The sequence below is a fragment of the Xanthomonas sp. NCPPB 901 genome (genome assembly GCF_056725085.1).
The window spans coordinates 1,832,459-1,856,292 of the sequence record NZ_CM161511.1; the positions used below are offsets into that span (position 1 = coordinate 1,832,459).

At 69.9% G+C, this 23,834-nt stretch carries 23 protein-coding genes and 2 tRNA genes; 9 read left to right on the forward strand and 16 right to left on the reverse strand.

Annotated features, from left to right (window positions below; translation table 11 throughout):
- Positions 1 to 36 precede the first annotated feature (36 nt).
- Positions 37 to 1,569, forward strand: a complete 1,533-nt coding sequence (locus tag AC1PME_RS07485) for a GDSL-type esterase/lipase family protein (protein WP_481097764.1) — start codon at positions 37 to 39, stop codon at positions 1,567 to 1,569.
- Positions 1,570 to 1,754: 185 nt separating this feature from the next.
- Here the strand turns inward: AC1PME_RS07485 and AC1PME_RS07490 are convergent, their stop codons facing one another.
- A complete protein-coding gene (locus AC1PME_RS07490; RefSeq protein ID WP_254460992.1) occupies positions 1,755 to 2,102 on the reverse strand; it encodes a helix-turn-helix domain-containing protein in 348 nt (115 codons plus the stop codon).
- A gap of 251 nt (positions 2,103 to 2,353) precedes the next feature.
- On the opposite strand from AC1PME_RS07490, the gene AC1PME_RS07495 reads away from it, so the two are divergent.
- Positions 2,354 to 2,551, forward strand: a complete 198-nt coding sequence (locus tag AC1PME_RS07495; RefSeq protein WP_254460993.1) for a hypothetical protein — start codon at positions 2,354 to 2,356, stop codon at positions 2,549 to 2,551.
- 74 nt (positions 2,552 to 2,625) lie between these two features.
- Here AC1PME_RS07495 and AC1PME_RS07500 read toward each other — a convergent pair.
- Positions 2,626 to 2,710 (reverse strand) — tRNA-Leu (locus tag AC1PME_RS07500).
- A 96-nt stretch (positions 2,711 to 2,806) separates the two neighbouring features.
- Positions 2,807 to 3,262: a VirK family protein gene (locus tag AC1PME_RS07505; protein ID WP_481097765.1), complete on the reverse strand. Its 456-nt coding sequence runs from the start codon at positions 3,260 to 3,262 to the stop codon at positions 2,807 to 2,809.
- 352 nt (positions 3,263 to 3,614) lie between these two features.
- On the opposite strand from AC1PME_RS07505, the gene AC1PME_RS07510 reads away from it, so the two are divergent.
- The 5 genes from AC1PME_RS07510 (at position 3,615) to AC1PME_RS07530 (ending at position 11,228) form a co-directional block, all read left to right on the forward strand.
- Positions 3,615 to 3,699 (forward strand) — tRNA-Leu (locus AC1PME_RS07510).
- Between the two features lie 140 nt (positions 3,700 to 3,839).
- Positions 3,840 to 6,266 (forward strand): ribonuclease R, encoded by a 2,427-nt coding sequence (rnr, locus tag AC1PME_RS07515; protein ID WP_481097766.1) that lies wholly within the window; start codon positions 3,840 to 3,842, stop codon positions 6,264 to 6,266.
- A 108-nt stretch (positions 6,267 to 6,374) separates the two neighbouring features.
- Positions 6,375 to 6,842: a GFA family protein gene (locus AC1PME_RS07520; RefSeq protein WP_254460997.1), complete on the forward strand. Its 468-nt coding sequence runs from the start codon at positions 6,375 to 6,377 to the stop codon at positions 6,840 to 6,842.
- 293 nt (positions 6,843 to 7,135) lie between these two features.
- Complete coding sequence (gene rlmB, locus AC1PME_RS07525) at positions 7,136 to 7,882, forward strand: 23S rRNA (guanosine(2251)-2'-O)-methyltransferase RlmB (protein WP_254460998.1); 747 nt, start codon at positions 7,136 to 7,138, stop codon at positions 7,880 to 7,882.
- Positions 7,883 to 8,288: 406 nt separating this feature from the next.
- Positions 8,289 to 11,228, forward strand: coding sequence for a diguanylate cyclase (locus AC1PME_RS07530; RefSeq protein WP_481098086.1), 2,940 nt, complete (start codon positions 8,289 to 8,291; stop codon positions 11,226 to 11,228).
- Positions 11,229 to 11,297: 69 nt separating this feature from the next.
- Here AC1PME_RS07530 and AC1PME_RS07535 read toward each other — a convergent pair whose 3' ends face one another.
- From AC1PME_RS07535 to pstS (AC1PME_RS07595), 13 genes are all read right to left on the reverse strand, one after another.
- On the reverse strand, positions 11,298 to 11,756 hold the full coding sequence (locus tag AC1PME_RS07535) for a hypothetical protein (protein ID WP_481097767.1): 459 nt from the start codon (positions 11,754 to 11,756) through the stop codon (positions 11,298 to 11,300).
- Positions 11,743 to 12,342 (reverse strand): hypothetical protein, encoded by a 600-nt coding sequence (locus tag AC1PME_RS07540; RefSeq protein ID WP_481097768.1) that lies wholly within the window; start codon positions 12,340 to 12,342, stop codon positions 11,743 to 11,745. The genes AC1PME_RS07535 and AC1PME_RS07540 overlap by 14 nt, the downstream gene beginning before the upstream one ends.
- A gap of 19 nt (positions 12,343 to 12,361) precedes the next feature.
- Positions 12,362 to 12,694 carry a low molecular weight protein tyrosine phosphatase family protein gene (locus AC1PME_RS07545; protein ID WP_481097769.1) on the reverse strand — a complete coding sequence of 111 codons (333 nt, stop codon included), beginning with the start codon at positions 12,692 to 12,694 and terminating at the stop codon, positions 12,362 to 12,364.
- A 105-nt stretch (positions 12,695 to 12,799) separates the two neighbouring features.
- The gene (rnt, locus tag AC1PME_RS07550; RefSeq protein WP_017911007.1) at positions 12,800 to 13,453 is read right to left on the reverse strand and encodes a ribonuclease T; all 654 of its coding nucleotides are present in this window, start codon (positions 13,451 to 13,453) and stop codon (positions 12,800 to 12,802) included.
- 41 nt (positions 13,454 to 13,494) lie between these two features.
- Positions 13,495 to 14,241 (reverse strand): HvfC family RiPP maturation protein, encoded by a 747-nt coding sequence (locus AC1PME_RS07555; RefSeq protein WP_481097770.1) that lies wholly within the window; start codon positions 14,239 to 14,241, stop codon positions 13,495 to 13,497.
- Complete coding sequence (locus AC1PME_RS07560; protein ID WP_481097771.1) at positions 14,238 to 15,083, reverse strand: HvfB family MNIO-type RiPP peptide maturase; 846 nt, start codon at positions 15,081 to 15,083, stop codon at positions 14,238 to 14,240. Before AC1PME_RS07560 ends, AC1PME_RS07555 begins: the two co-directional genes overlap by 4 nt.
- Complete coding sequence (locus AC1PME_RS07565) at positions 15,070 to 15,477, reverse strand: HvfA family oxazolone/thioamide-modified RiPP metallophore (protein WP_481097772.1); 408 nt, start codon at positions 15,475 to 15,477, stop codon at positions 15,070 to 15,072. The genes AC1PME_RS07560 and AC1PME_RS07565 overlap by 14 nt, the downstream gene beginning before the upstream one ends.
- A 160-nt stretch (positions 15,478 to 15,637) precedes the next feature.
- Positions 15,638 to 16,348, reverse strand: a complete 711-nt coding sequence (gene phoU, locus AC1PME_RS07570; protein WP_254461005.1) for a phosphate signaling complex protein PhoU — start codon at positions 16,346 to 16,348, stop codon at positions 15,638 to 15,640.
- Positions 16,349 to 16,478: 130 nt separating this feature from the next.
- Positions 16,479 to 17,306 (reverse strand): phosphate ABC transporter ATP-binding protein PstB, encoded by an 828-nt coding sequence (gene pstB, locus AC1PME_RS07575; RefSeq protein ID WP_254461006.1) that lies wholly within the window; start codon positions 17,304 to 17,306, stop codon positions 16,479 to 16,481.
- 19 nt (positions 17,307 to 17,325) lie between these two features.
- Positions 17,326 to 18,192, reverse strand: coding sequence for a phosphate ABC transporter permease PstA (pstA, locus tag AC1PME_RS07580; RefSeq protein ID WP_254461007.1), 867 nt, complete (start codon positions 18,190 to 18,192; stop codon positions 17,326 to 17,328).
- A gap of 1 nt (position 18,193) precedes the next feature.
- Positions 18,194 to 19,168, reverse strand: a complete 975-nt coding sequence (gene pstC, locus AC1PME_RS07585) for a phosphate ABC transporter permease subunit PstC (protein ID WP_254461008.1) — start codon at positions 19,166 to 19,168, stop codon at positions 18,194 to 18,196.
- Between the two features lie 238 nt (positions 19,169 to 19,406).
- The gene (pstS, locus tag AC1PME_RS07590; protein ID WP_254461009.1) at positions 19,407 to 20,504 is read right to left on the reverse strand and encodes a phosphate ABC transporter substrate-binding protein PstS; all 1,098 of its coding nucleotides are present in this window, start codon (positions 20,502 to 20,504) and stop codon (positions 19,407 to 19,409) included.
- Positions 20,505 to 20,785: 281 nt separating this feature from the next.
- On the reverse strand, positions 20,786 to 21,799 hold the full coding sequence (pstS, locus tag AC1PME_RS07595) for a phosphate ABC transporter substrate-binding protein PstS (protein WP_254461010.1): 1,014 nt from the start codon (positions 21,797 to 21,799) through the stop codon (positions 20,786 to 20,788).
- A 258-nt stretch (positions 21,800 to 22,057) separates the two neighbouring features.
- Between pstS (AC1PME_RS07595) and AC1PME_RS07600 the strand changes: the two genes are divergently transcribed.
- Together AC1PME_RS07600 and AC1PME_RS07605 are read left to right on the forward strand one after the other, a co-directional pair.
- Positions 22,058 to 23,308, forward strand: a complete 1,251-nt coding sequence (locus AC1PME_RS07600; RefSeq protein WP_254461011.1) for a porin — start codon at positions 22,058 to 22,060, stop codon at positions 23,306 to 23,308.
- 196 nt (positions 23,309 to 23,504) lie between these two features.
- Positions 23,505 to 23,822 (forward strand): hypothetical protein, encoded by a 318-nt coding sequence (locus AC1PME_RS07605; protein ID WP_481097773.1) that lies wholly within the window; start codon positions 23,505 to 23,507, stop codon positions 23,820 to 23,822.
- The last annotated feature ends 12 nt before the right edge of the window (positions 23,823 to 23,834 follow it).

Genomic DNA, 23,834 nt, shown 5'->3' on the forward strand with positions numbered 1-23,834 from the left:
GAATGCGGCTCTTCGCAGGCTTCGGCAGCCCCGCACATGCAGTGTTCTCTCCGCGCCCTCGGCGCCCGCTTCGCCGCGTCGCTTCCGCGTGCGGCCGTCCTCGCACTGCTGTGCCTCGGTGCGCATCCAGGCAACGTCCAGGCCGCGCCGCCGCCCGCGGCCTCGCCGGTTGCGGTGACCCCGGCCGATCGCCTGCACGAAGCCTGGTGGGCCGCGCGCCACCAGCAGGTGCTGGCGCAGGTGCGCGCGCAGCCGGATGCGCCGTTGCTGCTGATCGGCGATTCGATCACCCAGAACTACGCGAAGGCGCAGGCGCCGGACCAGGACTTCCAGTCGACCTGGCAGACCTTCTACGGCAGCCGTGGCGCGCTCAACCTCGGTTTCAGCGGCGACGCCACCGAACACGTGCTGTGGCGCCTGCAGCACGGCGAAGTCGACGGCCTGCGGCCCAAGGTCGCGGTCCTGCTGATCGGCACCAACAACACCGGCCACGAAGGGCAGAGCGCGGCGGACACGGTGCGCGGCATCGATGCGGTGATCGCCACGCTGGAGCAGCGCCTGCCGCGCACGCGTATCCTGTTGCTGGGCCTGCTGCCCAGTGCGCTGTCGGCGCAGAAGCGCGCGCGCGATGCCGAGGTCAACCGCGCGCTGGCGGTGCGCTACGGCGACAACCCGCGCGTGGCCTACCTGGACATCGGCACGGCGTTCCAGCGCGCGGACGGCACGCTGCAGCAGGACCTCTTCTACGATCCGCGGCAGCGGCCCGGCAGCGGCGCGCTGCACCCGGACACGCGCGGGCAGCGGCGCATGGCCGAGGCGATCGAGCCGACCCTGGCGCGGCTGCTCGATGAAGCGCCGCGCGTGCCGCTGGAGGCGATGACCGATGTCGACACCGCACGCATCGCGGTGCCCTGGCTGGAGCAGGATTCCTACGACTGGTACGGCCGCCACCATGCGGCGCTGGAGGCCGCACGCCAGCTGCGGCCGCAGGTGGTGATGCTCGGCGATTCGATCACCCATTTCTGGGCGGGCGAACCGCAGGGCATCCGGGTGAACGGGCCGCAGGCCTGGCAGCGCACCTTCGGCGCCGCGCCGGTGCTGAACCTGGGCTTCGGCTGGGACCGCACCCAGAACGTGCTGTGGCGGCTGCGCCAGGGCGAGGTCGATGGCCTGGCGCCGCGTTGGGTGGTGATCAACCTCGGCACCAACAATCTCGCCGGCACCGAGCATGCGCGCACCAATACGCCGCAGGAGACCGCCGACGGCGTGGCGGCGGTGGTCGCCGAGGTCCGGCGTCGCCTGCCGCACAGCCGGATCGTGCTGATGGGCATCTTCCCGCGCGGCTTGGCCGCCGATGCGCCGCAACGCGCGCCGATCCTGCAGACCAACCGCCTGCTCGCCGCGCGCTTCGGCCACGACCCGCAGGTGCAGTGGCTGGACATCGGTGCGCGCTTCCTGCAAGCGGACGGCACGCTGCCGGCAACGCTGATGCCCGACGGCACCCATCCCAGCGAGGCGGGCTACCGCATCTGGGGCGACGCCCTGCGCGAGATCGGCGTCGGCGGCTAAACGGCGGCTTCAAACAACGCGCTTTGCCGCGGCTCGGCGGGAGACGTTGGTGTCCTCGCAGGAGCGGCTTCAGCCGCTGCGAGGCATGACAGGGAGCGGCTCGTCGCGGCTGAAGCCGCTCCTGCGAATGGCGTTTGCGTCGTTGCCAGCGGTGCTGGAAAGCCCCAGCCGCCGCCGGCGCGACCTCAGCCGTTGCTGGGCTTGAGCAGTTCCAGCACGGCGTCGCGGTGGCCCGGCGGCGCGTTGCGATAGCGCGCCAACAGCGCGCGTTCCTGCGCGTCCTGGGCCAGCAACGGATAGTCGGAGGGCAGGTCCTGCACGCGCTTGCCCGGGCCCACGCCGCACACCAGTTCGTCGAGCGAGCGGTTCAGCACGCTGCGCAGCGTCGGCAGCAGGCGGAAGCTCGGCGTTTCGCGGTCGTTCTCCCAGGCCGACACCGACGACTTGGTCACGTCCAGCGCGAAGCCGAGCTGCTCCTGGGTGAGCCCGGCGGCTTTTCTGGCTTCGCGCAAACGGTCGCCGAAGCTATTCATCGCGGTGGGCCTTGGGGGACGGCGGGCCTACCAAGATATGGAGCATCCGCCGGCTTGTCGTACAGTCACGCTTGACTCCAATTGTTCGGAAATTCAATACTCAGGCGGTGCGGAACGCACGGACGCGCGAGGGGGCGCATGCGGGACATGGACGTGATGAAGAGGAGGGTGTCGGCGCCGCGCTGCGCCGCCGCCATGCGTTGGCCGGCAGCGGCACGACGCGGCGCCTGCCGGTGCGTGGGGGAGGGCGCATGGCCACCTACGAAGTGAGACTCCGGCGCGTCGCGCAACTGGAGCCGACCTTGCAGGTGCTGGTGCATGCGGCCAATGCCTACCTGGCCGCGCGGGCGGCCGAACGCCACAACCCGGGCTACCGTGCCTACAAGGTGGAGGTGTGGGTGAAGGGCGTGCGCGTGGACATCGGTCCATTGCGTCCGCCGCAGCGTTGAACGCCGCGGCCTGCACGCAGCCAACAAAAAACCCGCCGAAGCGGGTTTTGAGATCTTTCTCGACCTGTCGGTCGTGGTGCCCAGGAGAGGACTCGAACCTCCACGGTTTTACCCGCTAGTACCTGAAACTAGTGCGTCTACCAATTCCGCCACCTGGGCAACTCAGAACGAGAATTCTGCGCGCCGCGGCGAGTGCTGTCAAGCGTTTTGCGACAGCGGCGTTGCACCGCCGTCGCGTGCGCATCGCGCGCGTCCTCAGTAGCCGACGTTGAAGCGCAGGCCCTGGTTGATCGCGCAGCGATAGCCCAGGGTATTGCCGGTCTGCTGGTAGCTGGGCAGGGCGAACACGAACATGGTGAAGTCCACCGTGTTGTCCGGATGCACCTGGTAGCGCAGGAACTGCTGGATCGGCTTGCCGTCGCGGCCGACGGTCACGTGTTCGTCGGCGAAGGACAGGGTGCCGTCGGCGGTGACGCGGTAGGCGCCGATGCGCAGGCCGCCGCGGGTCTGGCTGGGCGTGGCGCCGCCGGAGGTGGGCGTGCATTGGCTCAGGTCGATCGCCACGGCGACCGAGGCGCCGCTGTCCAGGGCGCGTTGGATCTGGGTGAGCGAGCCGAGCGTGGCGTCGTCGGCGCCGGCCGTGGCGGCGGAGGCGCTGGTGGCGCTGGCGAACAGGGCAGCGGCAAGCAGGGAGGCGGACGGGCTGTGCATGGGGGATGCTCCGGAGCGTGGGGGAGGGCGACGGATTGCCGGATGCAAACTAGCGGGGTGCCGCGCCGGGTCAACCGACAAAATCGCGAACTCCCGTTGCCGTCACGGCGCATCTTCGAAGCAGGTCCGTTTGTGACAGCGCCGTGTCGGAATCGGCACTGCGCATGCGGTTTTCCGCCGAATCCGCGCGCCGCTCAAACGTACGCGGGTGCACCGCCGCGCGGCGCCGGTGCGTGCTTGGCGCCGCCGCATGGCGTGCGCGGATCCCTTCGTCGACGCAGGCGATCGCGGCCGCACGCAAAATAGGCGTTGACAAGGTCGCGCAGGCACCGCAGAATTCGCGGCCTTCAGCGCCCAGGTGGCGGAATTGGTAGACGCACTAGTTTCAGGTACTAGCGGGTAAAACCGTGGAGGTTCGAGTCCTCTCCTGGGCACCACAGGCAACATCGCGAGAGCGCTGAACTCTCGCACCGACCGGCCCGCTGACGCGGGCTTCGTCGTTTCTGGGGTGCGCGTTCGCGGCGGCGGCACGGCCCGGTTCCGGTGGCGGCCACCTGCATGGGAGTACCATGCCCGGATGACAACTCGCAAAAGCAAGTCCGGCAAGCCCGGCAACTCCCCGTCCAACGACACCCCCGCCGCCGAGACGCCGAAGAAATCGCGTCTGCCCGCCTGGATGCCCAGTTTCCTGCGCCGCGGCCCCAAGCCGCCGCTGCAGCCCCTGCACCCCACCTCGCCGCCGCCCGCCGCACCGGCCGGCACGCCCGCGCCGATCCATGATCCCTATGCCGCGCGCGAGGCCGAGCGCTACGCCGAACCGATCGCCAGCCGCGAGGCGATCCTGCAACTGCTCGAACGCTGCGATGGCCCGCAGACCCTGGACGAACTGGCCGAACAGCTCGGCCTGACCGAGCCGGCGCGCAAGGAAGCGCTGAGCAAGCGCCTGGGCGCGATGCTGCGCGAGGCGCAACTGGTGCAGAACCGTCGCGGCGGCTACGCGCCGCTGCAGCAGACCAACCTGATCGCCGGCGTGGTGATCGCCAACCCGGACGGCTTCGGCTTCCTGCGCCCGGACGAGGGCGGCGACGACCTGTTCCTGCCGCCCTACGAGATGCGCAAGGTGCTGCATGGCGACCGTGCGCTGGCCAACGTCACCGGCATCGACCGCCGCGGCCGTCGCGAGGGCAGCATCGCGCGCGTGCTCGAGCGTGGCCTGACCCGGCTGATCGGCCGTTTCAGCCTGGAAGCCGGCATCGCGTTCGTGGTGCCGGACGACAAGCGCATCCAGCGCAACGTGCAGATCCCCGCCGACGCCGTCGGCGAGGCCCGCGACGGGCAGCTGGTGGTGTGCGAACTCACTTCCGCGCCGGATGCGCGGCGCCCGCCGATCGGCAAGATCATCGCGGTGCTGGGCGACAAGCTGACCCCGTCGCTGTTGGTGGAGGCGGCGATCCACGGCCACGAATTGCCCTATGAATTCCCGCAGGCGGTGCTGGACGAAGCCGCGGCGGTGCCGCTGACGGTGGAGCCGGCGGCGATCAAGGGCCGCGTGGACCTGCGGCAGACGCCGCTGGTGACTATCGACGGCGCCGACGCCAAGGACTTCGACGACGCGGTGTTCTGCGAGTCCAACGCCGACGGTTTCCGCCTGGTGGTGGCGATCGCCGACGTGTCGCACTACGTGCGTCCGGGCACGCCGCTGGATACCGAGGCGGCGAGGCGCGCGACGTCGGTGTACTTCCCCGGCTTCGTGGTGCCGATGCTGCCGGAGACGCTGTCCAACGGCATCTGCTCGCTCAACCCCAAGGTCGACCGCATGTGCTTCGTCTGCGACATGCAGATCGACCGCCAGGGCGAGGTGAGCGGCGCGCGCTTCTACGAGGCGGTGATGAACTCGCACGCGCGGCTCACCTACGAACAGGTGTGGCAGGCGGTAGGCGAGAAGGACGAGCAGGTGCGCAAGGACGTGGCGGCGGTGCTGCCGCAGCTGGAGCGCCTGCATCAGCTCTACCAGATCCTGGCCAAGGCGCGTGCGCGCCGCGGCGCGATCGAGTTCGAGTCCTCGGAAGTGCGCTTCGTGCTGGACAACACCGGCGAAGTGACCCAGGCCGGCATGCTGGTGCGCAACGACGCGCACAAGCTGATCGAGGAATGCATGATCGCCGCCAACGTGGCCGCGGCGCGCTACCTGCTGGAGACGCGCGTGCCGGCGCCGTTCCGCGTGCACGAGCGGCCGCCGGAATCCAAGTACGCCGACCTGCTGGAGTTCCTCAAGGAATTCAAGCTGAGCCTGCCGGCGTGGAGCAAGGTGGTGCCGGGCGACTACACCAAGCTGCTGAAGAAGGTGCGCGAGCGCCCGGACGCGGCGCTGCTGGAATCGGTGCTGCTGCGCAGCCAGAGCATGGCGGTGTACTCGCCCGACAACGCCGGCCACTTCGGCCTGGCGCTGGAGGCTTACGCGCACTTCACCTCGCCGATCCGCCGCTATCCGGATCTGCTGGTGCACCGTGCGATCAAGTACGCGCTGACCCGCGGCGCGCCGGACAAGTACCTGTATGCACCGCGCGAGATGGCGGCGCTGGCGTTGCAGTGCTCCGAGCGCGAGCGCCGCGCCGACGAGGCCGAGCGCGAGGTCGACGAGCGCTACCGCGCGGCGTGGATGGAGAAGCACGTCGGCGGGCAGTTCGACGGCGTGGTCAGCGGCGTCACCAGCTTCGGCCTGTTCGTCGAGCTGGACCAGTCCAAGGTCAACGGCCTGATCCACGTGACCCAGTTGCCGCAGGACTATTACCAGTTCGACGCCACCCGCAAGACCCTGACCGGCGAGCGCCGCGGGCGCGAGTTCCGCCTGGGCGACCGCGTGCGCATCCTGGTGCTGAAGGCGAGCATGGAGGAACGCAAGATCGACTTCCGGCTGGTCGAGGAGGGCTCGTCGGCTCACGAGGCGTTGCCGCCGCCGCCGCCGCGCGGGCAGCCGGCCAAGCGCAAGAAAAAGAAGTACTGACGGCGCAGCGTCGCGGCGGACCGCCTGGCGGGCCGCCGCGCTCGCGCCTCCCCGCCCCTGGTGCGGGAGGCGCCGACTGCGCGATGCGGTTCGCAACGGAGAGCAGACATGGAGCAGGAGTACAGCGGCGGTTGCCAATGCGGCGCGGTGCGTTTCCGGGTGCGCGGACGGCTGCACGACGCCTCGATCTGCCATTGCCGGATGTGCCAGAAGGCGTTCGGCGCCTACTACGCACCGCTGGTCTCCACCCGCGGCGCGGAACTGACCTGGACCCGCGGCGCGCCCAGGCGCTTCGCCTCGTCCAACCTGGTGCAGCGCGGCTTCTGCGCCGACTGCGGCACGCCGCTGACCTATGAGGCCCCGGACGGCGTCGCCATCGCGGCCGGCGCCTTCGACCATCCGGAGGCCTTGCCGCCGACCATCCAGTACGGCGTCGAAGCGAAGCTGCCGTTCGTGGACACCCTGCATCGCCTGTCGGCGACCCGCACCGAAGGCGATCTGGCCGCCGCGCCGTTCCTGGCCGATATCGTCTCGCGCCAGCATCCGGACCACGATACCGAGCATTGGCCGGCCTGATAGGAAGGCGCGCGTCTGCCGCCACCGCCGCGGCCCGCGGCGATGCTGTCGCAGGCGACAGGTGGCGGCCGGCAAGCGGGCAGGCATTCAGGCCGCCCGTCGTCGGGACTGAAGTCCCTCCCACAACATTTGCTCAGTTGGATGTCTGCTGTCGTGTAGGCGCCAGACAGCAACCGCGAAGCATCGAGGCGGCAGCCCCCCGCTTTTGCCAATCCCCAATCCCGGCCCCCAGGCATGACGCCAGCGGCCACAACCCCTACCATGCCCGCTTTCCTTTCGCGTAGTCCCGCCTCATGAGCAAGCAGAACCAGTGGATCGTCGGCGTCAATGCCGTGGCCTCGTCGATCGAGAACGACGCGGACAACGTGCGCGAGGTGCTGGTGGAGGCGGGCAGCAAGAATCCGCGCCTGCAGGAGATCGAGGAGAACGCGCGGCGCAAGGGCATCGACGTGCGACGGGTGAACACCCAGGCGCTGGACGGCGTCGGCGGCGCGGTGCGGCACCAGGGCGTGGCCGCGCGCTACGCCGCGGCGCGCACCTGGGCCGAGAGCGAACTGGAAGGCCTGGTCAGCGCCGCCGAGGGCCGTGCCCTGCTGCTGGTGCTGGACGGCGTGCAGGACCCGCACAACCTCGGCGCCTGCCTGCGCAGCGCCGCCGCGGCCGGGGTCACCGCGGTGGTGATTCCCAAGGACAAGTCGGCCCCGGTCAACGCCACCGTGCGCAAGACCTCGGCCGGCGCCGCCGACCGCCTGCCGATCGTGGCGGTGACCAACCTGGCGCGCTGCCTGCGCGACCTGCAGAAGCAGGGCGTGTGGATCTACGGCCTGGCCGGCGAGGCCGAGACCTCGCTGTACGCGCAGGACCTGCGCGGCAACGTGGCGCTGGTGCTGGGCGGCGAGTCCGACGGCCTGCGCCGGCTGACCCGCGAGCATTGCGACGGCCTGGTGCGGATCCCGATGCCGGGCGAGATCGAGAGCCTCAACGTCTCGGTCGCCGCCGGCGTGACCCTGTTCGAGGCGGTGCGCCAGCGCATGGGCTGAGCGCGGCGGCATGCGATGTCGGCGGCGCCCCTCATTGCCGGGCGCAAACAAAGCCCCTCTCCCCCCGAGAGAGGGGTTGGGGTGAGGGGACGGGGGCGAAGCCCCTCGCGGACACCAAGCCGCCCCGGGCTTAACCGCCGCGCAATCTTCACATGCCCTTTGCCGGGGCTCTGCTACCGCCTACACACGCGGCGCCGCTTTTTTGCCTACCATGGGCGCTCGTCCCGTGTTCCGTTCCTGTAATGAGTCTGCGTCGCCCCCGTCCCCTCGACTCTGGCCCCCCGCGCCAGGGTCCTGTCGCGCCCCGCCTGCGCCGGATCGGGTCGGGACAGTGACCGTTGCCAGGGGGAGGGGGGAGGCGGTGCTCGCGTGTGACCGCGGGCGCACGTGGCCGTTCGCCTGGCCGTTGCTGCTGATCCTGCTGCTGGCGCTGGGCGTGGCCTGGCGCGCCGCCGCCGAAGGCACCGCCGACGGCGTGCCGCCGCTGCGCGACTACGCGATCGATTCCTGGACCTCGCGCAACGGCCTGCCGCACAACTCCCTGCGCGATCTGGCGCAGACCCCGGACGGTCGCCTGTGGTTCGCCACCTGGGAAGGGCTGGTGCGCTACAACGGCCTGGACTTCACCGTCATCGACCGCAGCACCCGGCCGGGCCTGCCCGACAACGGCGTCGGTTCGCTGTACGTGGATCGCGCCGGCGCGCTGTGGCTCAGCGACTCGCGCGGCAATCTCGGCCGCCACGATGCGGCCGGCCGCTGGCGCTTCTGGCTGCAGCCGCCGGGCTGGCCGCGCGCGCTGATCCACGCCATGACCCAGGACCGCGACGGCCGCATGTGGCTGCTGTTCGAGGGCAACGGCCTGGGCTGCCTGTGGCCGGACGGACGCTTCGATTACCAGCCGGCGCCGCGCGACCTGCCGTTGGCGGCGAGCTTCCCGCATCTGGCCGCCGACGACCAGGGGCGGGTCTGGATCGGCAGTCTCGATGGCCTGCTGTACCGCGACCGGCAGGGCGTGCTGCGGCGCGCGCCGGCCGCGTTCGGTCTGCCGCCGGGACTGGCCTGGCCGTACCGGGCGCCGGACGGCTCGCTGTGGCTGGTGGCCGGGGAGAACCTGTACCGGTTGCAGGGCGAGCGCGCGGTGCTGGTGCAGCACCTGCCGGGCTATGGCCATTTCACCTCGATGCTGCGCGACCGCGACGGCGCGACCTGGCTGGGTACGGAGAACCAGGGGCTGCTGCGGATCAGTGCGCACGGCATCGAGCGCATGCTGCCGGGCGACGTGCTGCCCAACGGGCGCATCGTCAGCCTGCTGCAGGATGCCGAGGGCAGCATCTGGATCGGCGCCAACGGCGGCCTGTTCCGCCTGCGCGAGACCCTGTTCGCCGGCTACACCCGCCGCGACGGGCTCAGTGGCGACTACGTGCGCGCGCTGCTGGAGACCCCGGACGGCGCGCTGTGGATCGGCAGCGCCGCCGGCCTGGACCGGATGGCGCCGGACGGCCGCATCAGCCCGGTCGCGCTGCGCGACGCGCCATCGGTGCTGAGCCTGGCGCGCGGCAGCGACGGCGACCTGTGGATGGGCACCTACGCCGACGGCGTATCCCGCTTGCGCGATGGCCGCGTGGTGCGCCACTACGGGCCGGGCGACGGCCTGCCCAGCGGCCAGGTGCGCGCGCTCAGCGTCGATGCCGCCGGCACGGTCTGGATCGGCACGCGCAGCGGAGTGAGGCGCATCGACGGCGACCGGCTGTCGGTGCCGGACGTGCCCGGCCTGCCGCGCGGCCTGATCACCGCCCTGGCCAGCGTCGACGGTGCGCTGTGGATCGGCTCGGTCGAAGGCGCGGCGGTGCTGCGCGACGGGCAGGTGCGGAAGTTGGCGCTGGAACCGCTGGGCGGCGCGCGCACCGTGTTCGGCTTCCAGGCGCTGGGCCGGGACATGTGGATCTCCACCGACCGCGGCCTGTACCGCGACCGCGACGGCCGCCTGGCACGGGTCGGGCTGGAGCAGGGCATGCCGGTGGATACGGTATTCCAGCTCGTCCGCGACCGCCTCGGCAACGTCTGGATCAGCAGCAACCGCGGCGTGCTGCGCACCACCGCGGCGGCGCTGGATGCGGTCGCCGACGGCCGCCAGGCGCGGTTGCAGGTGAGCCGCTACGACGAGATCGACGGCATGTCCAACGCCCAGGGCAACGGCAGCTCCGGGCCGTCGATGATCGTGCGCCACGACGGCAGCGTGTGGCTGGTCACCGCCGGCGGCGTCAGCATGGTCGATCCGCGGCGCCTGGCACGCTTCCGCGATCGGTTGCCGCCGCCGGCGGCGATCGAGAACGTGCTGCTGGACGGTCAGCCGTTTCCCTGGCGGGGCAGGTCGCAGCTGCCTGGCGCCAAGCGCATCAGCGTGTCCTATGTCGGCCTGAGCTATCTGCTGCCCGAGCGCATCCGCTACCGCACCCGGCTCGACGGTCTGGACAGCGATTGGGTCGAGCGCGGCAACCAGCGCAGCGTGGAGTTCGTCGGCCTGCCGCCGGGCGACTACACCCTGCACGTGGCCGCGGCGCATCCGGACGGCGTCTGGAGCACCCGCGAGGCGGTGTGGCACTTCAGCGTCGCGCCGCTATGGTGGCAGCGGCACAGCGTGCAGGCGGCAGCCTTGGCGGCGCTGCTGCTGGCGCTGGTGCTGCTGTACCGCTACCTGATCGCGCGCTACAAGCGTCGCGCCCTGCGCCTGGAACGGCTGGTGGAGCGGCGCACCAGCGCGCTGCGCCTGCAGACCGAGCGCCTGTTGCAGGCCGATGCCGAAAAGAGCCAGTTGCTGGCGGAACTGCAGCGGCAGGCCGCCGCGTTCGAGCGCCTGGCGCACGAGGATGCGCTGACCGCGTTGCCGAACCGGCGTCACTTCGACGAGGTGCTGGTGCGCAGCATGCAGCGCGCGCAGCGCAGCGGCACGCCGCTGTGCCTGCTGGTGATGGACATCGACCGCTTCAAGCAGATCAACGACGGCTACTCGCATGCCACCGGCGATGCGGTGCTGCGCGAGGTCGGGCAACTGCTGCTGAACGCCTGCCGCGCCTCCGACCTGCCGGCGCGCCTGGGCGGCGAGGAGTTCGTGGTGCTGCTCGGCGACACCACGCTGGCCGACGCCGAGCGCATGGCCGCGCGCCTGCGCGACCTGTTCCATGCGCGGCTGCAGTGGGCGCCCGAGGCGCCGGCGCTGCGCGTCACCTTCAGCGGCGGCCTGGTCGCGCTGCGCGCGGACGAGACGCCGAGCCAGTGGCTGCAGCGCGCCGACGGCGCCCTGTACCGGGCCAAGGGAATGGGGCGCGATCGGGTGTGCGTGGGCTGAGAACGCGGACGGCTGCGGATCGGGCGCTGTCGTTAGGCGCTGCACGTCCTGGGCACCACAAACCGTTATTCAGTGCGGGCCGGGGTCGTCCAGCAGTTCTAGCGCCATCTGCGCGGCCTCGCGGGTGTCCGCATGGTCCGACCGCAACGACAGGGCCAGGCCTCCGCGCATAGCCGGAGCCGCAAAGGCCGCCGACAACTGCGTGACCCAGTAGCGGCTGCCGTCGGGCAGCGTGGGATCTTCCAGCGCCTCCCGGATCGCGGCGACGGTGTCGCTGCGGTCGCAGGCATGGAACACGTCCTCGACCAACGGATAGACGCCCCAGCCATCGCCGGTGCCGAAGGAGCGCAGGAACAGCGGCAGCGCGGCGCGATCGGGATCGGCGACAAACAGCCGTCTGGCCGCCTCATAGGCGTCGATCAGGTGCTGGGTGAGCTTGTCGTCGTCGGGCAGCGGTTGCTGCGCGCGCAGCAAGGTCAGGGCGTTGGTTTTGTTCACTGGGGTACGTTCGGTGTCACGGCTCGCCATGAGGCGCGTTGTCGTGCGGTGGTGCAGTGACTGCTTCGGTCCCGGTATCTGTGCGGCGGCGCAGTTGCTGCGCCAGGACCAGGGCGATCGCCAGCGCGAACAGGTTCAGCCCCAAGAAGCTCGCGCCCTCCGGCCGGAACAGGGTGAACATGAAGCGGCTGCCGAGCATGAAGTTCGCGCCAAACTTGAGCGGGGCGAACTCCACGCCGGCGGTGAGATGAAAGCCGCAGGTGAACACGTAGCTGGCCCACGGACTGTTGAAGGCCGGCACCTGCGCCAGCCAGAACGCCCGATTGGCGCGGGCCGCGTTCGGCCGGCCTTCCAGCAGCTGTGTGCCACAGTAGATACCCCAGCCATAGAGCGCGGCGAATGCGGCACAGATGATCCAGTCGGCCGGTTGCCGCAGGTGCGGCACCTGGCTGAGGATGGCAAGGATGCCGATGCCGGATCCGCCAATGTCGAGAATGCCGATGCTGCGGCGCTTCCATGCTTGCATGATGCCGTTGTCCTTGTAAGCGCCCATGCCGGCGCGGCGGCGAGCGTAGCACGCGCGCAGAGCGCCGATGCCGGTTGCGCGGCGCTGCATGCAGCGGGCGAGCGCCGGATCAGCGCGCCGGCAGGTGCCGCGACACCGTCGCGGTCAGCACCTGCACCAGCGCCGGATCCATGTAGCCGTAGTCGTCGGGGATGTCGAGGCAGACGATGCGTGCGCGGCCGAGGTGGCGCTTGAAACGGCGCGACAGCTTGGCGCGGTGTGCCGGTTCCATGACGAAGACGATGTCCGCCCAGGCCAGCAATTCCGGGGTGATTGGGGTGTCCGCGTCGTGGTGGACGCCGGCCGAGGCGGTTTCCACGCCGGGCCAGGTCGCGAACACCTGTTCGGCGGTGGGGCTGCGCAGCCGGTTGCGGCTGCAGACGAACAGCAGGTGGCGGGTCATGCGAGCCGCTGCCCGCGAGCGCGCGGCGCTACCACGGGTCGTTCGGCCGCAATGCCCCCGGGCCAATGCGACGGCGGCGCGCGCGTCGTGCAATACACGCCGCGGCTATGGCGCCGCACCGACCGGCGGCGCCGGCCAGGCGTTGGCGATCTTGCAGAACAGGCGTGCGGTCTGCTCGGTGTCGTAGACCGCGCTGTGCGCGTCGGCGGCGTTCCAGTCGAAGCCGGCGGCCTGCACCGCGCGCGCCAGCACGGTCTGGCCGTAGGCGATGCCGGCCAGGGTGACAGTGTCGAACACGCTGAAGGGATGGAACGGATTGCGCTTGTGGCCGCAGCGGGCGACCGTGGCGTTGAGGAAGTTGAGGTCGAAATGGGCGTTGTGGCCGACCAGGATGGCGCGCTGGCAGCCGTACTTCTTCACCGCCGCGCGCACCGGCGCGAACACGTGGTCCAGCGCCTCGCGTTCGGGCTTGGCGAAGCGGAACGGGTGGTCCAGGACGATGCCGGTGACCTCCAGCGACTTGGGGTCGATCAGGGTGCCGGGCGCCGGCACCACGTGCGCGCTGGCGGTGACGCCCGGATACAGCTGGCCGAAATCGTCCATCTCGATCGGCACCACCGCGATCTCCAGCAGCGCATGCTTGTTCCAGTCGAAACCGCCGGTTTCCACGTCCACCACCACCGGCAGATAGCCGCGGAAACGCCGCGACATCGGGGTGATGACCAAAGGTTGCGAGGGGCTGTCGACCGAATCGTTCATCCGCCAAGGTTAGCAGAGCGCGGCGGGCGGCCGCCGCCGCGTCACCCCGGCAGACGCGTGCCGAGCACGCTGCCCTGCGCGCGCAGCCGCTCCAGCAGGGCCGCGCCCTCGTGCAGCAGGGCGTCCGGTGCGAGGCCGTGCGCGGCGGCGAGGTCCAGCAGCAGCGCCCGCCCGCTGCGCGTGCCGGGCTGCAGCGCCGCCAGCACGGCGTAGGCCAGCGGCGCCAGTTCGGCGAAGCGCACCTGGCCGTCGGCCTCGCGCCGCGCCAGCAGGCAGGTCGGCTGCGCCGGCGCCGTGTCCGGCTGCCAGGACGGGCCAATGCGCTGCACCGGCCAGCGATAGCGCAGCAGGCGCAGCCAGGGCGACAGTTGCGGGATGCCCTCGAGCAGGTCGCCCTGCGGATCGTGCGGCGGCAGCGCGGCATCGTCGATCTGCACCTGCAGTTCCACGGTTTCGTAGTGCGCCAGCTCGGCCAGCCAGGGACGCTGCGGATCGGGCGGGCGCTGCTCCAGGAACGCCACCAGTTCCTCGCCCAGGCGCGGGAACAGCGGCGTGCGAGCGCGGTGCTCGGCGCAGAACGCGCGCAGCAGCGCCGTCCAGTCGGCCTGCCCGAGGGTGGCGCGCAGGACCGGGAACTGCCCGCCCAGCAGCTGCGCCAGGTTGTCGAAGAACAGGGCGCGGTACACCGCCAGCCGCCGCGGCGGGATGTCCGCCGGCGGCGGGTACCGCTGCGGATCGCGCAAATGCAGGGTCAGTGCGAACTGCTGTGCGCGCAGGGTCTCGCTCATGCGTGAGGCGACTGCGCCTGCGCGGCGCGGATGCGCTGCACTTCGTCCAGCAGCTCGCCCAGCGGCGGGAACTGGCCGTCGCGCTCCAGCACGGTCGGGCGCACCCCGTGCAGGCGGTAGGCGGCGGCAAGCAGCGCCCACACCGGGTCGGCCACCGGCGCGGCATGGGTGTCGATCTTCAGCCCGCTGGCGGCGTCGTCGCGGTGGCCGGCGACGTGGTACGAGGCGATGCGCGCGCTGGGCATGGCGGCGAGGAAGGCCAGCGCGTCGTCGCCGTGGTTGCAGGCGTTGACGTGCACGTTGTTGACGTCCAGCAGCAGGTCGCAGTCGGCCTCGGCGAGCACTGCGGTCACGAAGGCGGCTTCGCTCATCGCCTGTCCCGGCGCCGCGTAATAGGACACGTTTTCCACCGCGATGCGGCGGCCCAGCGCGTCCTGCACCTGGGCGATGCGTGCGCCGACGTGGCGCACCGCCTCGTCGGTGAACGGCAGCGGCAGCAGTTCGTAGAGTTGGCCGTCGTCGGCGCTGTAGCTGAGGTGTTCGCTGTACAGCGCGACCCGATGCCGGTCGAGGAACTGCCGGGTCTGCTGCAGCAGGGTGGTGTCCAGCGCGGCCACGCCGCCCAGCGACAGCGACAGGCCGTGGCAACTGAGCGGATGGCGCGCGCTCAGCGTCTGCAGCAGTTCCCCGGGACGGCCGCCGACGCCGATCCAGTTGTCCGGCGCGCATTCGAGGAAATCGAACGCGTCGGCTGGGGCCTGCAGCAAGTCCTGCAGCAAGCCGCGACGCAGCCCGAGGCCGGCACTGGACGCGGCCAGCGGCCTTGGTTCAGAGGCTGCCACCGCATTTGCCCTCGCCGCACTTGCCTTCGGCCATGCCTTTGTCGTCGTGCTTGGCCTGGGGCGTGGCCGCGGCAGCGGCCGCCGCCGCCGCGGGCTTGGCCGGTGTCGCCGCCGGCGCGTGCGCGCCGCAACTGCCGTCGCCGGCCTTGGCGCCGCAGCCGCCTTCGCTGGCCTTGGCCGGATCGGCGGCCTGGGTGGTCTGCGCCGGCGACGCCGGTGTCGGCGCGGCCTGCGCGCTGGCCTGCGCGCCCTGCGGCGGCGTGGCGGCGGCCTGCGCGCCCAGCGCATAGCCCTGGGCCAGGTCGGTCATGGCCAGGGCGGAAGCGGACAGGCCGATCCCGCCCAGCAGGACCGCACCGGCGAGCACGGAGGACGGACGAGAGGTGGTGGACATGCGCGGGCTCCTGGCCATGGACGGGTGAGTCCGCCAAGCCTACCCGTTGCCGCCGCGCGCTGCATGCGGCGGTGCGCGACGACGCGACAGGCCCCGTCGCGCACGGCGCGCCGGAGACGCCCGACGGTGGAGCGGCGCCTGGCTGGTCCGCGCGGCGGGATCAGATGCCGCTGGTGGAACTGGTCTCGTCGCGCTTGTCGCGCGGCGGCAGCGGCTGGTCGCCGTGGACCAGGAACCACACGTTCTCGGCGATGTTGGTGGCGTGGTCGCCGATCCGCTCCAGGTTCTTGGCCATGAACAGCAGGTGCGTGCACGGGGTGATGTTGCGCGGGTCTTCCATCATGTAGGTCAGCAGCTCGCGGAACAGCGCGGTGTACTGCGCATCGAGCTGCGCGTCGCCCTGGCGTACCCGCAGCGCGGCGTCGGCGTCGTTGTGCTGGTAGGCGGCCAGCGCCGCGCGTACCTGTTCGGCGGCGAGCTTGCCGAGCTGGCGCAGGCCCAGGGTCTGCGGCATCGGCGGCGACATGTTCAGCGCGATCGAGCGCTTGGCCACGTTGGCGGCGTAGTCGCCGATGCGTTCGACGTCGGCGGGAATGCGCAGGCCGGCGAGGATCTCGCGCAGGTCGCGCGCCATCGGCCCGCGCAGCGCCAGGCGCATCACGTCATGGCTGATGGAATGCTCGAGCGCGTCGATCGCTTCGTCGTTGACGACGATACGCAGCGCGGCGTTGTCGTCGCGGCGTTCGACCACGTCCAGTGCCGCTTCCAACTGCGCCACCGCGGTCTCGCCCATGCGCACGATCTCGGCGGCGAGGCGATGCTGTTCTTCGTCGTAGCTCTTCACGATGTGCTCGTTGGGCTGAGTGTTCATGTGGTAGGTCCAATAAGTGCGTTGGTGTCGCCGCGGCCATGCCTGGCGGTGCGGTGCTGGCGTCGCCGTGCGCCCGTCCCGCGCGGGAAGGGCGCGACCGCTGCGGCGAGGCAGCGGCGGCCGCAGCGGCTCAGCCGAAACGGCCGGTGATGTAGTCTTCGGTCTGCTGCTTGTTCGGCTGCGAGAAGATGATTTCGGTGCGGTCGTGCTCGATCAGGTCGCCCAGGTACATGAAGGCGGTGTAGTCGGACACGCGCGCGGCCTGCTGCATGTTGTGGGTGACGATGACGATGGTGTAGTCGTTCTTCAGCTCTTCCACCAATTGCTCGATGCGGCTGGTCGAGATCGGGTCCAGCGCCGAGGTCGGCTCGTCGAGCAGCAGCACGTCCGGGCGCAGCGCCACCGCGCGGGCGATGCACAGGCGCTGCTGCTGGCCGCCGGACAGGCCCAGCGCGCTCTGCCCGAGCTTGTCCTTGACCTCGTCCCACAGCGCGCCCTGGCGCAGCGCGTGCTCGACCCGGTCGGCCATGTCCGCCTTGGACAGCTTCTCGTGGTGGCGGATGCCGTAGGCCACGTTCTCGAAGATGGTCATCGGGAACGGCACCGGCTTCTGGAACACCATGCCGACCTTGCTGCGCAGGCGGTTCATCGGGTACTTCGGCGACAGGATGTTCTCGCCGTCCAGCATCACTTCGCCGCGCGCCTCCAGCTTCGGGTACAGCGCGTAGATGCGGTTGAAGATGCGCAGCAGGGTGGACTTGCCGCAGCCGGATGGGCCGATCAGCGCGGTGACGCGCTTCTCCGGCACTTCCAGGTTGATGCCCTTCAGCGCGTGGTACTTGTCGTAGTAGAAGTCCAGGCCGCGCGCGGCGATCTTGACCGGCGACGGCGCCAGTGCGGTGTGCCCATGGGGCATGGCGATGCGGTGCATCGGTGCGGCGTTGTGGTGATCGTTCATGGCCGGGTCCATAGGGGGCTCAATCGTTGGATGTCTTGTAGCGCCGCAGAATGCCGCGCGCGCCGAGGCTGACCAGCAGCACGAACACGGTCAGCACCAGGGCGCCCGACCAGGCCAGTTGCTGCCAGGTGGGGTAGGGGCTGCCGGCGAAGGAGTTCATCACCACCGGGACGCTCGCCATCGGCTGCATGATGTTGTTGTTCCAGTACTGGTTGCCGAACGCGGTGAACAGCAGCGGCGCGGTCTCGCCGCTGATCCGCGCCAGCGCCAGCAGCACGCCGGTGACGATGCCGGCCGAGGCGCTGCGATACAGCACCTGGATGGTCACCTTCCATTGCGGAATGCCCAAGGACAGCGCCGCTTCGCGCATCTGCGCCGGTACCAGGCGCAGCATCTCGTCGGTGGTGCGCACCACCACCGGCAGCACGATGAAGGCCAGCGACAGCGCACCGGCCAGCGCCGAGAAGCGCCCGCCGGTCTGCATCACGTACAACGTGTACACGAACAGGCCGAGCACGATCGACGGCGCCGACAGCAGGATGTCGTTGACGAAGCGCACCACCTGGCCGGTCTTGCGCGCGTTGCCGTATTCGGCCAGCCAGGTACCGGCGGCCACGCCCAGCGGGGTGCCGATCAGCAGCGCCAGGCCGCACATCACCGCGCTGCCGAAGAACGCATTGGCCAGGCCGCCTTCTTCGCCCGGCGGCGGGGTCATGCGGGTGAACAGGTCGAGGTTGATGCCGGCGATGCCCTTGGCCAGCAGCGTCCACAGGATCCAGCCCAGGAACACCAGCCCGAACAGTGCGGTGAGGCAGGACAGCAGCAGCGCGAACACGTTGACCACGCGGCGGCGGTTGTACAGGCGGTGGGCGACGTCGGCGGCCATCTCAGTTGCCCTCCTTGCGCGACAGTTGCGCCAGCATCAGGCGGGCGATCGCCAGCACGATGAAGGTCACGATGAACAGCACGAAGCCGAGCAGCAGCAGCGCCGAGCGGTAGGTCTCGGTGGCTTCGCCGAAGTCGTTGGCGATCAGCGCGGCGATGGTGGTGCCCGGCTCCAGCAGCGACGGCGACAGCCGCACCGTGTTGCCGACCACGAACGCCACCGCCATGGTCTCGCCGAGCGCGCGGCCCAGGCCCAGGAAGATGCCGCCGATCACCGCCGAGCGGGTGTAGGGCAGCACGATGTCCCAACTCACTTCCCATCTGGTCGAGCCCAGCGCGTAGGCCGATTCCTTCAGCCGCGTCGGCACGGTCAGGAACACTTCGCGCATCACCGAGGAGATGAACGGAATCACCATGATCGCCAGCACGAAACCGGCGGTGAGCAGGCCGATCCCCAGTGGCGGGCCCTGGAACATCGGGCCGATCAGCGGCAGCGTGCCGAGGTGGTCGTTGAGCCACGGCGTGCCGTACTCGGTCATCACCGGTACCAGCACGAACAGGCCCCACATGCCGTAGATGATCGAGGGAATGCCGGCCAGCAGTTCGATCGCGGTCCCGATCGGGCCGCGCAGCCAGCGTGGCGATACCTCGGTGAGGAAGAATGCGATGCCGTAGCTCACCGGCACCGCGATCAGCATCGCGATCAGCGCGGTGACCAGGGTGCCGTAGATCGGCGCCAGCGCGCCGTACTTGTTCTCGACCGGATTCCATTCGCTGGAATAGAAGAAGCTCAGGCCCTGCAGCTGCAGGGCGTGGCGGCCGCCCCACAGCATCGACAGCGCCGCGCTGGCCAGGGCGACGAGGACGAACACGACGGTGGCGGTGAGGATCCAGCGGAACAGACGGTCGGCACGGGCGTCGCGCAGGTCGCGTCCGCGGGGCGCGGTGATCGCTTCGGGAATGACGGTGGCGTTCATGGGCTCGGTATGTGTCGGAGCGCGCGGCGGCGCGATCCGATCGTGGCCGCGGCGGGGGTGGCCGCGCGCGGTGGGTGGCTGCGTCGCTCCCGCACAGGCGGGAACCCGAAAGTCCGAAGTACGTGATGCCGTGACGGCGACCGGCGCTGCACGGTGCAGCGCCGGTGCCGGCGCGCGCGCGACGCCTCACGCGTCCGCGCGCGTGCTTCCGCCGACAAGGGCGGAAGCGGTGTCGCGCTTACTTGAACTCCTTGGCCCAGTACGCTTCGATCTGCTGCACCAGCGCCGGCGGCAGCGGTACGTAGTGCAGGGCGTCGGCCTGCGGCTGGCCCTTCTCGAAGGCCCACTTGAAGAAGTCCAGGGTCGCCTTGCTGCGCGCCGGGTCCTTGGCCTGCTTGTGCATCAGCATGAAGTTGGTGGCGGTGATCGGCCACGCCTGCGCGCCCGTGGCGTTGGTGATGACCAGGTTGAAGTCCTTGGCGTTGGCCCAGTCGGCCGACTGGGCGGCCGCGGCGAAGCTCTCGGCGTTGGGCTGCACCCAGTTGCCGGCGGCGTTCTGCATCGACGCGTACGGCATCTTGTTCTGCAGCGCGTAGGCCAGTTCGACGTAGCCGATCGCGCCCTTGATCTGCTGCACGTACGAGGCCACGCCTTCGTTGCCCTTGCCGCCGACGCCGCCCGGCCACTGCACCGAGGTGCCTTCGCCGACCTTGCCCTTCCACTCCGGGCTGACCTTGGACAGGTAGTTGGTGAAGTTGAAGCTGGTGCCCGAGCCGTCGGAGCGGTGCACCAGGTTGATCTTGGTGTCGGGCAGGGTCACGCCCGGGTTCAGCGCGGTCAGCGCCGGGTCGTTCCACTTGCTGATCTTGCCCAGGAAGATGTCGGCCAGCACCGGGCCGGTCAGCCGCAGCTTGCCCGCGTCCATGCCGTCGAGGTTGACCACCGGCACCACCCCCCCAATCGCCGAGGGGAACTGGCCCAGGCCGGCCGCGGCCAGTTCGGCGCTGTCCAGCGGCTTGTCGGAGGAGCCGAAATCGACCGTGCCGGCCTTGATCTGGGCGATGCCGCCGCCGGAGCCGATCGACTGGTAGTTGATCTTGTTGCCGGTGGCCGCGTTGTAGTCGGCCGACCACTTGGAGATCAGCGGATAGATGAAGGAGGCACCGGCGCCGGAAATCTCCGCCGTGGTCTTGGCGCCAGCGGCCGGGGCAGCAGCGGGCGTCCCGCCTGCCGCGTCGGCGGCGCCCTGCTTGTCGCCGTTGCCGGGCTGGCAGGCGGTGACGGCGAAGGCCAGGGCGAGGGACAGGACGGCAATGCGTGCCGGCTGCAGTTTCATGGGGTCACTCCGTAGCGAAGAGCGCCGGGACATCCGGCGGATGCTCGCTATGAAATGATATTTTTGTTACAGCCAGATGACTTGCGAGGTGGTTGGCGGACGCCATCACGGGATGCGCTGGGCGCGCCATTCCGCAGGCGTATGCCATGCGGCTGGGGGGTGCCGATGGCGGACCGGCAAGGCCCCGCGATCGGGGACAAAAAAGACGCGGACCCTGCGGTCCGCGCCTGCGGGTGTCGCGCTGTGCCGGGCGAGTGCGCCGGCACGGGCGGGACGCCGGCTTACTTCATGTTCTGCGCCCAGTAGGCTTCGATCTGCTTGACCAGCGGCTCCGGCAGCGGCACATAGTCCAGCGCCTTGGCCTGCGCCTGGCCCTGCTCGAACGACCACTTGAAGAAGTCCAGCGCGGCCTTCGACGACACCGGCTTCTTGGCCTTCTTGTACATGATGGCCCAGGTGGTGGCGGTGATCGGCCACGCGTCCTGGCCCGGGGCGTTGGTCATGATCAGGTTGAAGTCCTTGGCCGACTTCCAGTCCGCGGTGGCGGCGGCGGCGGAGAAGGTCTTGTCGTCGGGCATCACGAAACGGCCGGCGGCGTTCTTCATGCCGGCGTAGCTGAGCTTGTTCTGCAGCGCGTAGGCGTACTCGACGTAGCCGATGCCACCGCGGATCTGCTTGACGTAGGCGGCCACGCCTTCGTTGCCCTTGCCGCCGATGCCGGCCGGCCACTGCACGGCGGTGCCTTCGCCGACCTTGCTCTTCCACTCCGGGCTGACCTTGGACAGGTAGTTGGTGAAGTTGAAGCTGGTGCCCGAGCCGTCGGAGCGGTGCACGATGGTGATCTTCAGGTCGGGCAGGGCCAGGCCCGGGTTCAGCGCGGCGATCGCCGGGTCGTTCCACTTGCTGATCTTGCCGAGGAAGATGTTGGCCAGCGTGGTGCCGTCGAGCTTCATCGCGCCCGGGGCCACGCCCGCCACGTTGAACACCGGCACGATGCCGCCGATCACGACCGGGAACTGGCCCAGGCCGAACTTGTCCAGCTCCGCGCCGCTCAGCGGCTTGTCGGAGGCGCCGAAATCGACCGTGGCCGCCTGGATCTGCGCGATGCCGCCGCCGGAACCGATCGACTGGTAGTTGACGCGGTTGCCGCTTTTCTCGGCATAGGCAGCCGACCACTTCGACAGCACCGGATAGACGAAGCTGGAGCCTGCGCCAGTGACATCGGTGGCTTGCGCCGCGAGCGAAAACGAAGCGACCGCGGCGGCTGCCAGCAGTCGGAGCTTGAGGGAACGCATCGGGAGAACTCCTGAAATAGGTGGGATGTCGGCACCCCTGCCGGCATCGGCTGCATTCCAAGACTTTTTCATGAACGTCTGAAGAAAACCGGATGTCAGTCCGGTGACAACCAGGCCGGGCGGGGATGCCTTCGTTCCGACACGAAGCTGACTCAAAAACGTCATGTCTTTGACGGAATCTTTACAAATGGTCGGGCCATCGCACTGGGGCCGCACCGCACCCATACCACCCTGCCACCACCCATCGGAGACATCCCAATGCGTTCTCATCTTCTCGCCACGGCGATCCTCGCCAGCCTCGGCCTGGCGTCGGCGCCGCAGGCGTTCGCGGCGAAGGCCAAGGCCAGCAGCAACCCGCCCGCCGTCAGCGCTGCCCAGCTGCAACAGCTGCAGGCGCAGATCGAAGCGCTGCAGACCCAGGTCCAGCAGCTGCAGGCGCAGTCGGAGGCCTTGCAGGCGCAGTCCGACGCGCAGTCGGAAGTGAATGTCGTGCAGGCCCAGGCGACCGAATCGGCGCAGGCCAGCGCCGCCAAGGTCGACAAGCTCGCCAAGCTGGTCAACGACAACAAGATCGGCGGCCGCATGTTCTTCGACCTGACCAACATCGACCGCACCAGCGGCGGCGCCAAGACCGCCGCCAGCGGCACCGGCCTGGACGTCAAGCGTTTCTACCTGACCGTCGACCACAGCTTCAACGAGATCTGGTCGGCCAACCTGACCACCGACTTCCAGTACAGCTCGGCGCTGTCCAACACCCAGCTGTTCGTCAAGAAGGCCTACGTGCAGGGCAAGTTCGACGACGCCTTCGCGCTGCGCATCGGTGCCGCCGACATGCCGTGGGTGCCGTTCGTCGAGAAGTTCTACGGCTACCGCTACGTCGAGAACACCCTGACCGACCGCCTGAAGTACGCCAACTCCTCCGACTGGGGCCTGCATGCCTTCGGCGACCTGGGTTCGCAGGTCAACTACGCGATGTCGGTGGTCAACGGCGCCGGCTACAAGAACCCGACCCGCGGCAAGGGCATGGACGTGGAAGGCCGCGTCGCCTACATGCCGATGCAGAACCTGGCCATCGCCGTCGGCGCCTACTCGGGCAAGCTGGGCAAGGAAACCGACATCCTCGACGCGCAGCACGACTACACCCGCGCCGACGCGATGGTCGCCTACGCCGACTCCAACTTCCGCCTGGGCGGCGAGTACTTCCAGGCCAAGAACCTCAACAACGTGCTGACCGCGGCGAGCGACAAGTCCAGCGGCTGGTCGGTGTGGGGCAGCGTGGCGCTGACCGACGGCGGCATCAACGCCTTCGCCCGCTACGACAAGACCGACCTGAGCAAGACCATCGACCCGACCCTCAACGACAAGTACTGGAACGTCGGCGTCGAGTTCCCGGTGTTGAAGAACCTGAAGCTGGCCACCGTGTACAAGTACACGCACCAGGAGAACGCCAGCGCCAAGACCGACGTGGAGACCAAGGAATTCGGCGTCTGGGGCGACCTGTCGTTCTGATCGGCGCCACCGCGCACGCTGTACCCGAAGGCGACGCACTGCGTCGCCTTCTTTTTTGCGTCGCGATCACGCAGGCACACGCGACGCGACAGTGCTCGGGGTGGCCTTCACGGTTCGCGTCGACAGCGGTGGACGATGCGGCAAATTGTGCGGCGCAGCACTTGTCATCGCCGAGGCGCCTTCCTACTGTCGAGGCATGCTCGCTCGCCTGTCCATGCTGGTGTTGTCCGCGTTGCTGGCGCTGTCCACGATCCGTGCAGGATCGGTCGCGGCGGCGGCACCGGTGGCGCTGTGCGCGAGCGCCTGCGCCAGCGAAGTCGACGCTGACATCGACCTCGACCCGCCCGAGCTGGAAGCGCCAGCCGCCGATGCAGACCCGCACGACGTGCCGCTCGCGGTCGCGCCCGCGCTGTTTCCGCCGCTGCCCCTGATCCGGCCTGTCTTGCCGGTGCCGGCGGCCGCGCCTTGCCGCGGCTATCGGCGCCCCGCGCTGCGTCCTCCCGCCGTCGCCTGACGCCCCGCATCG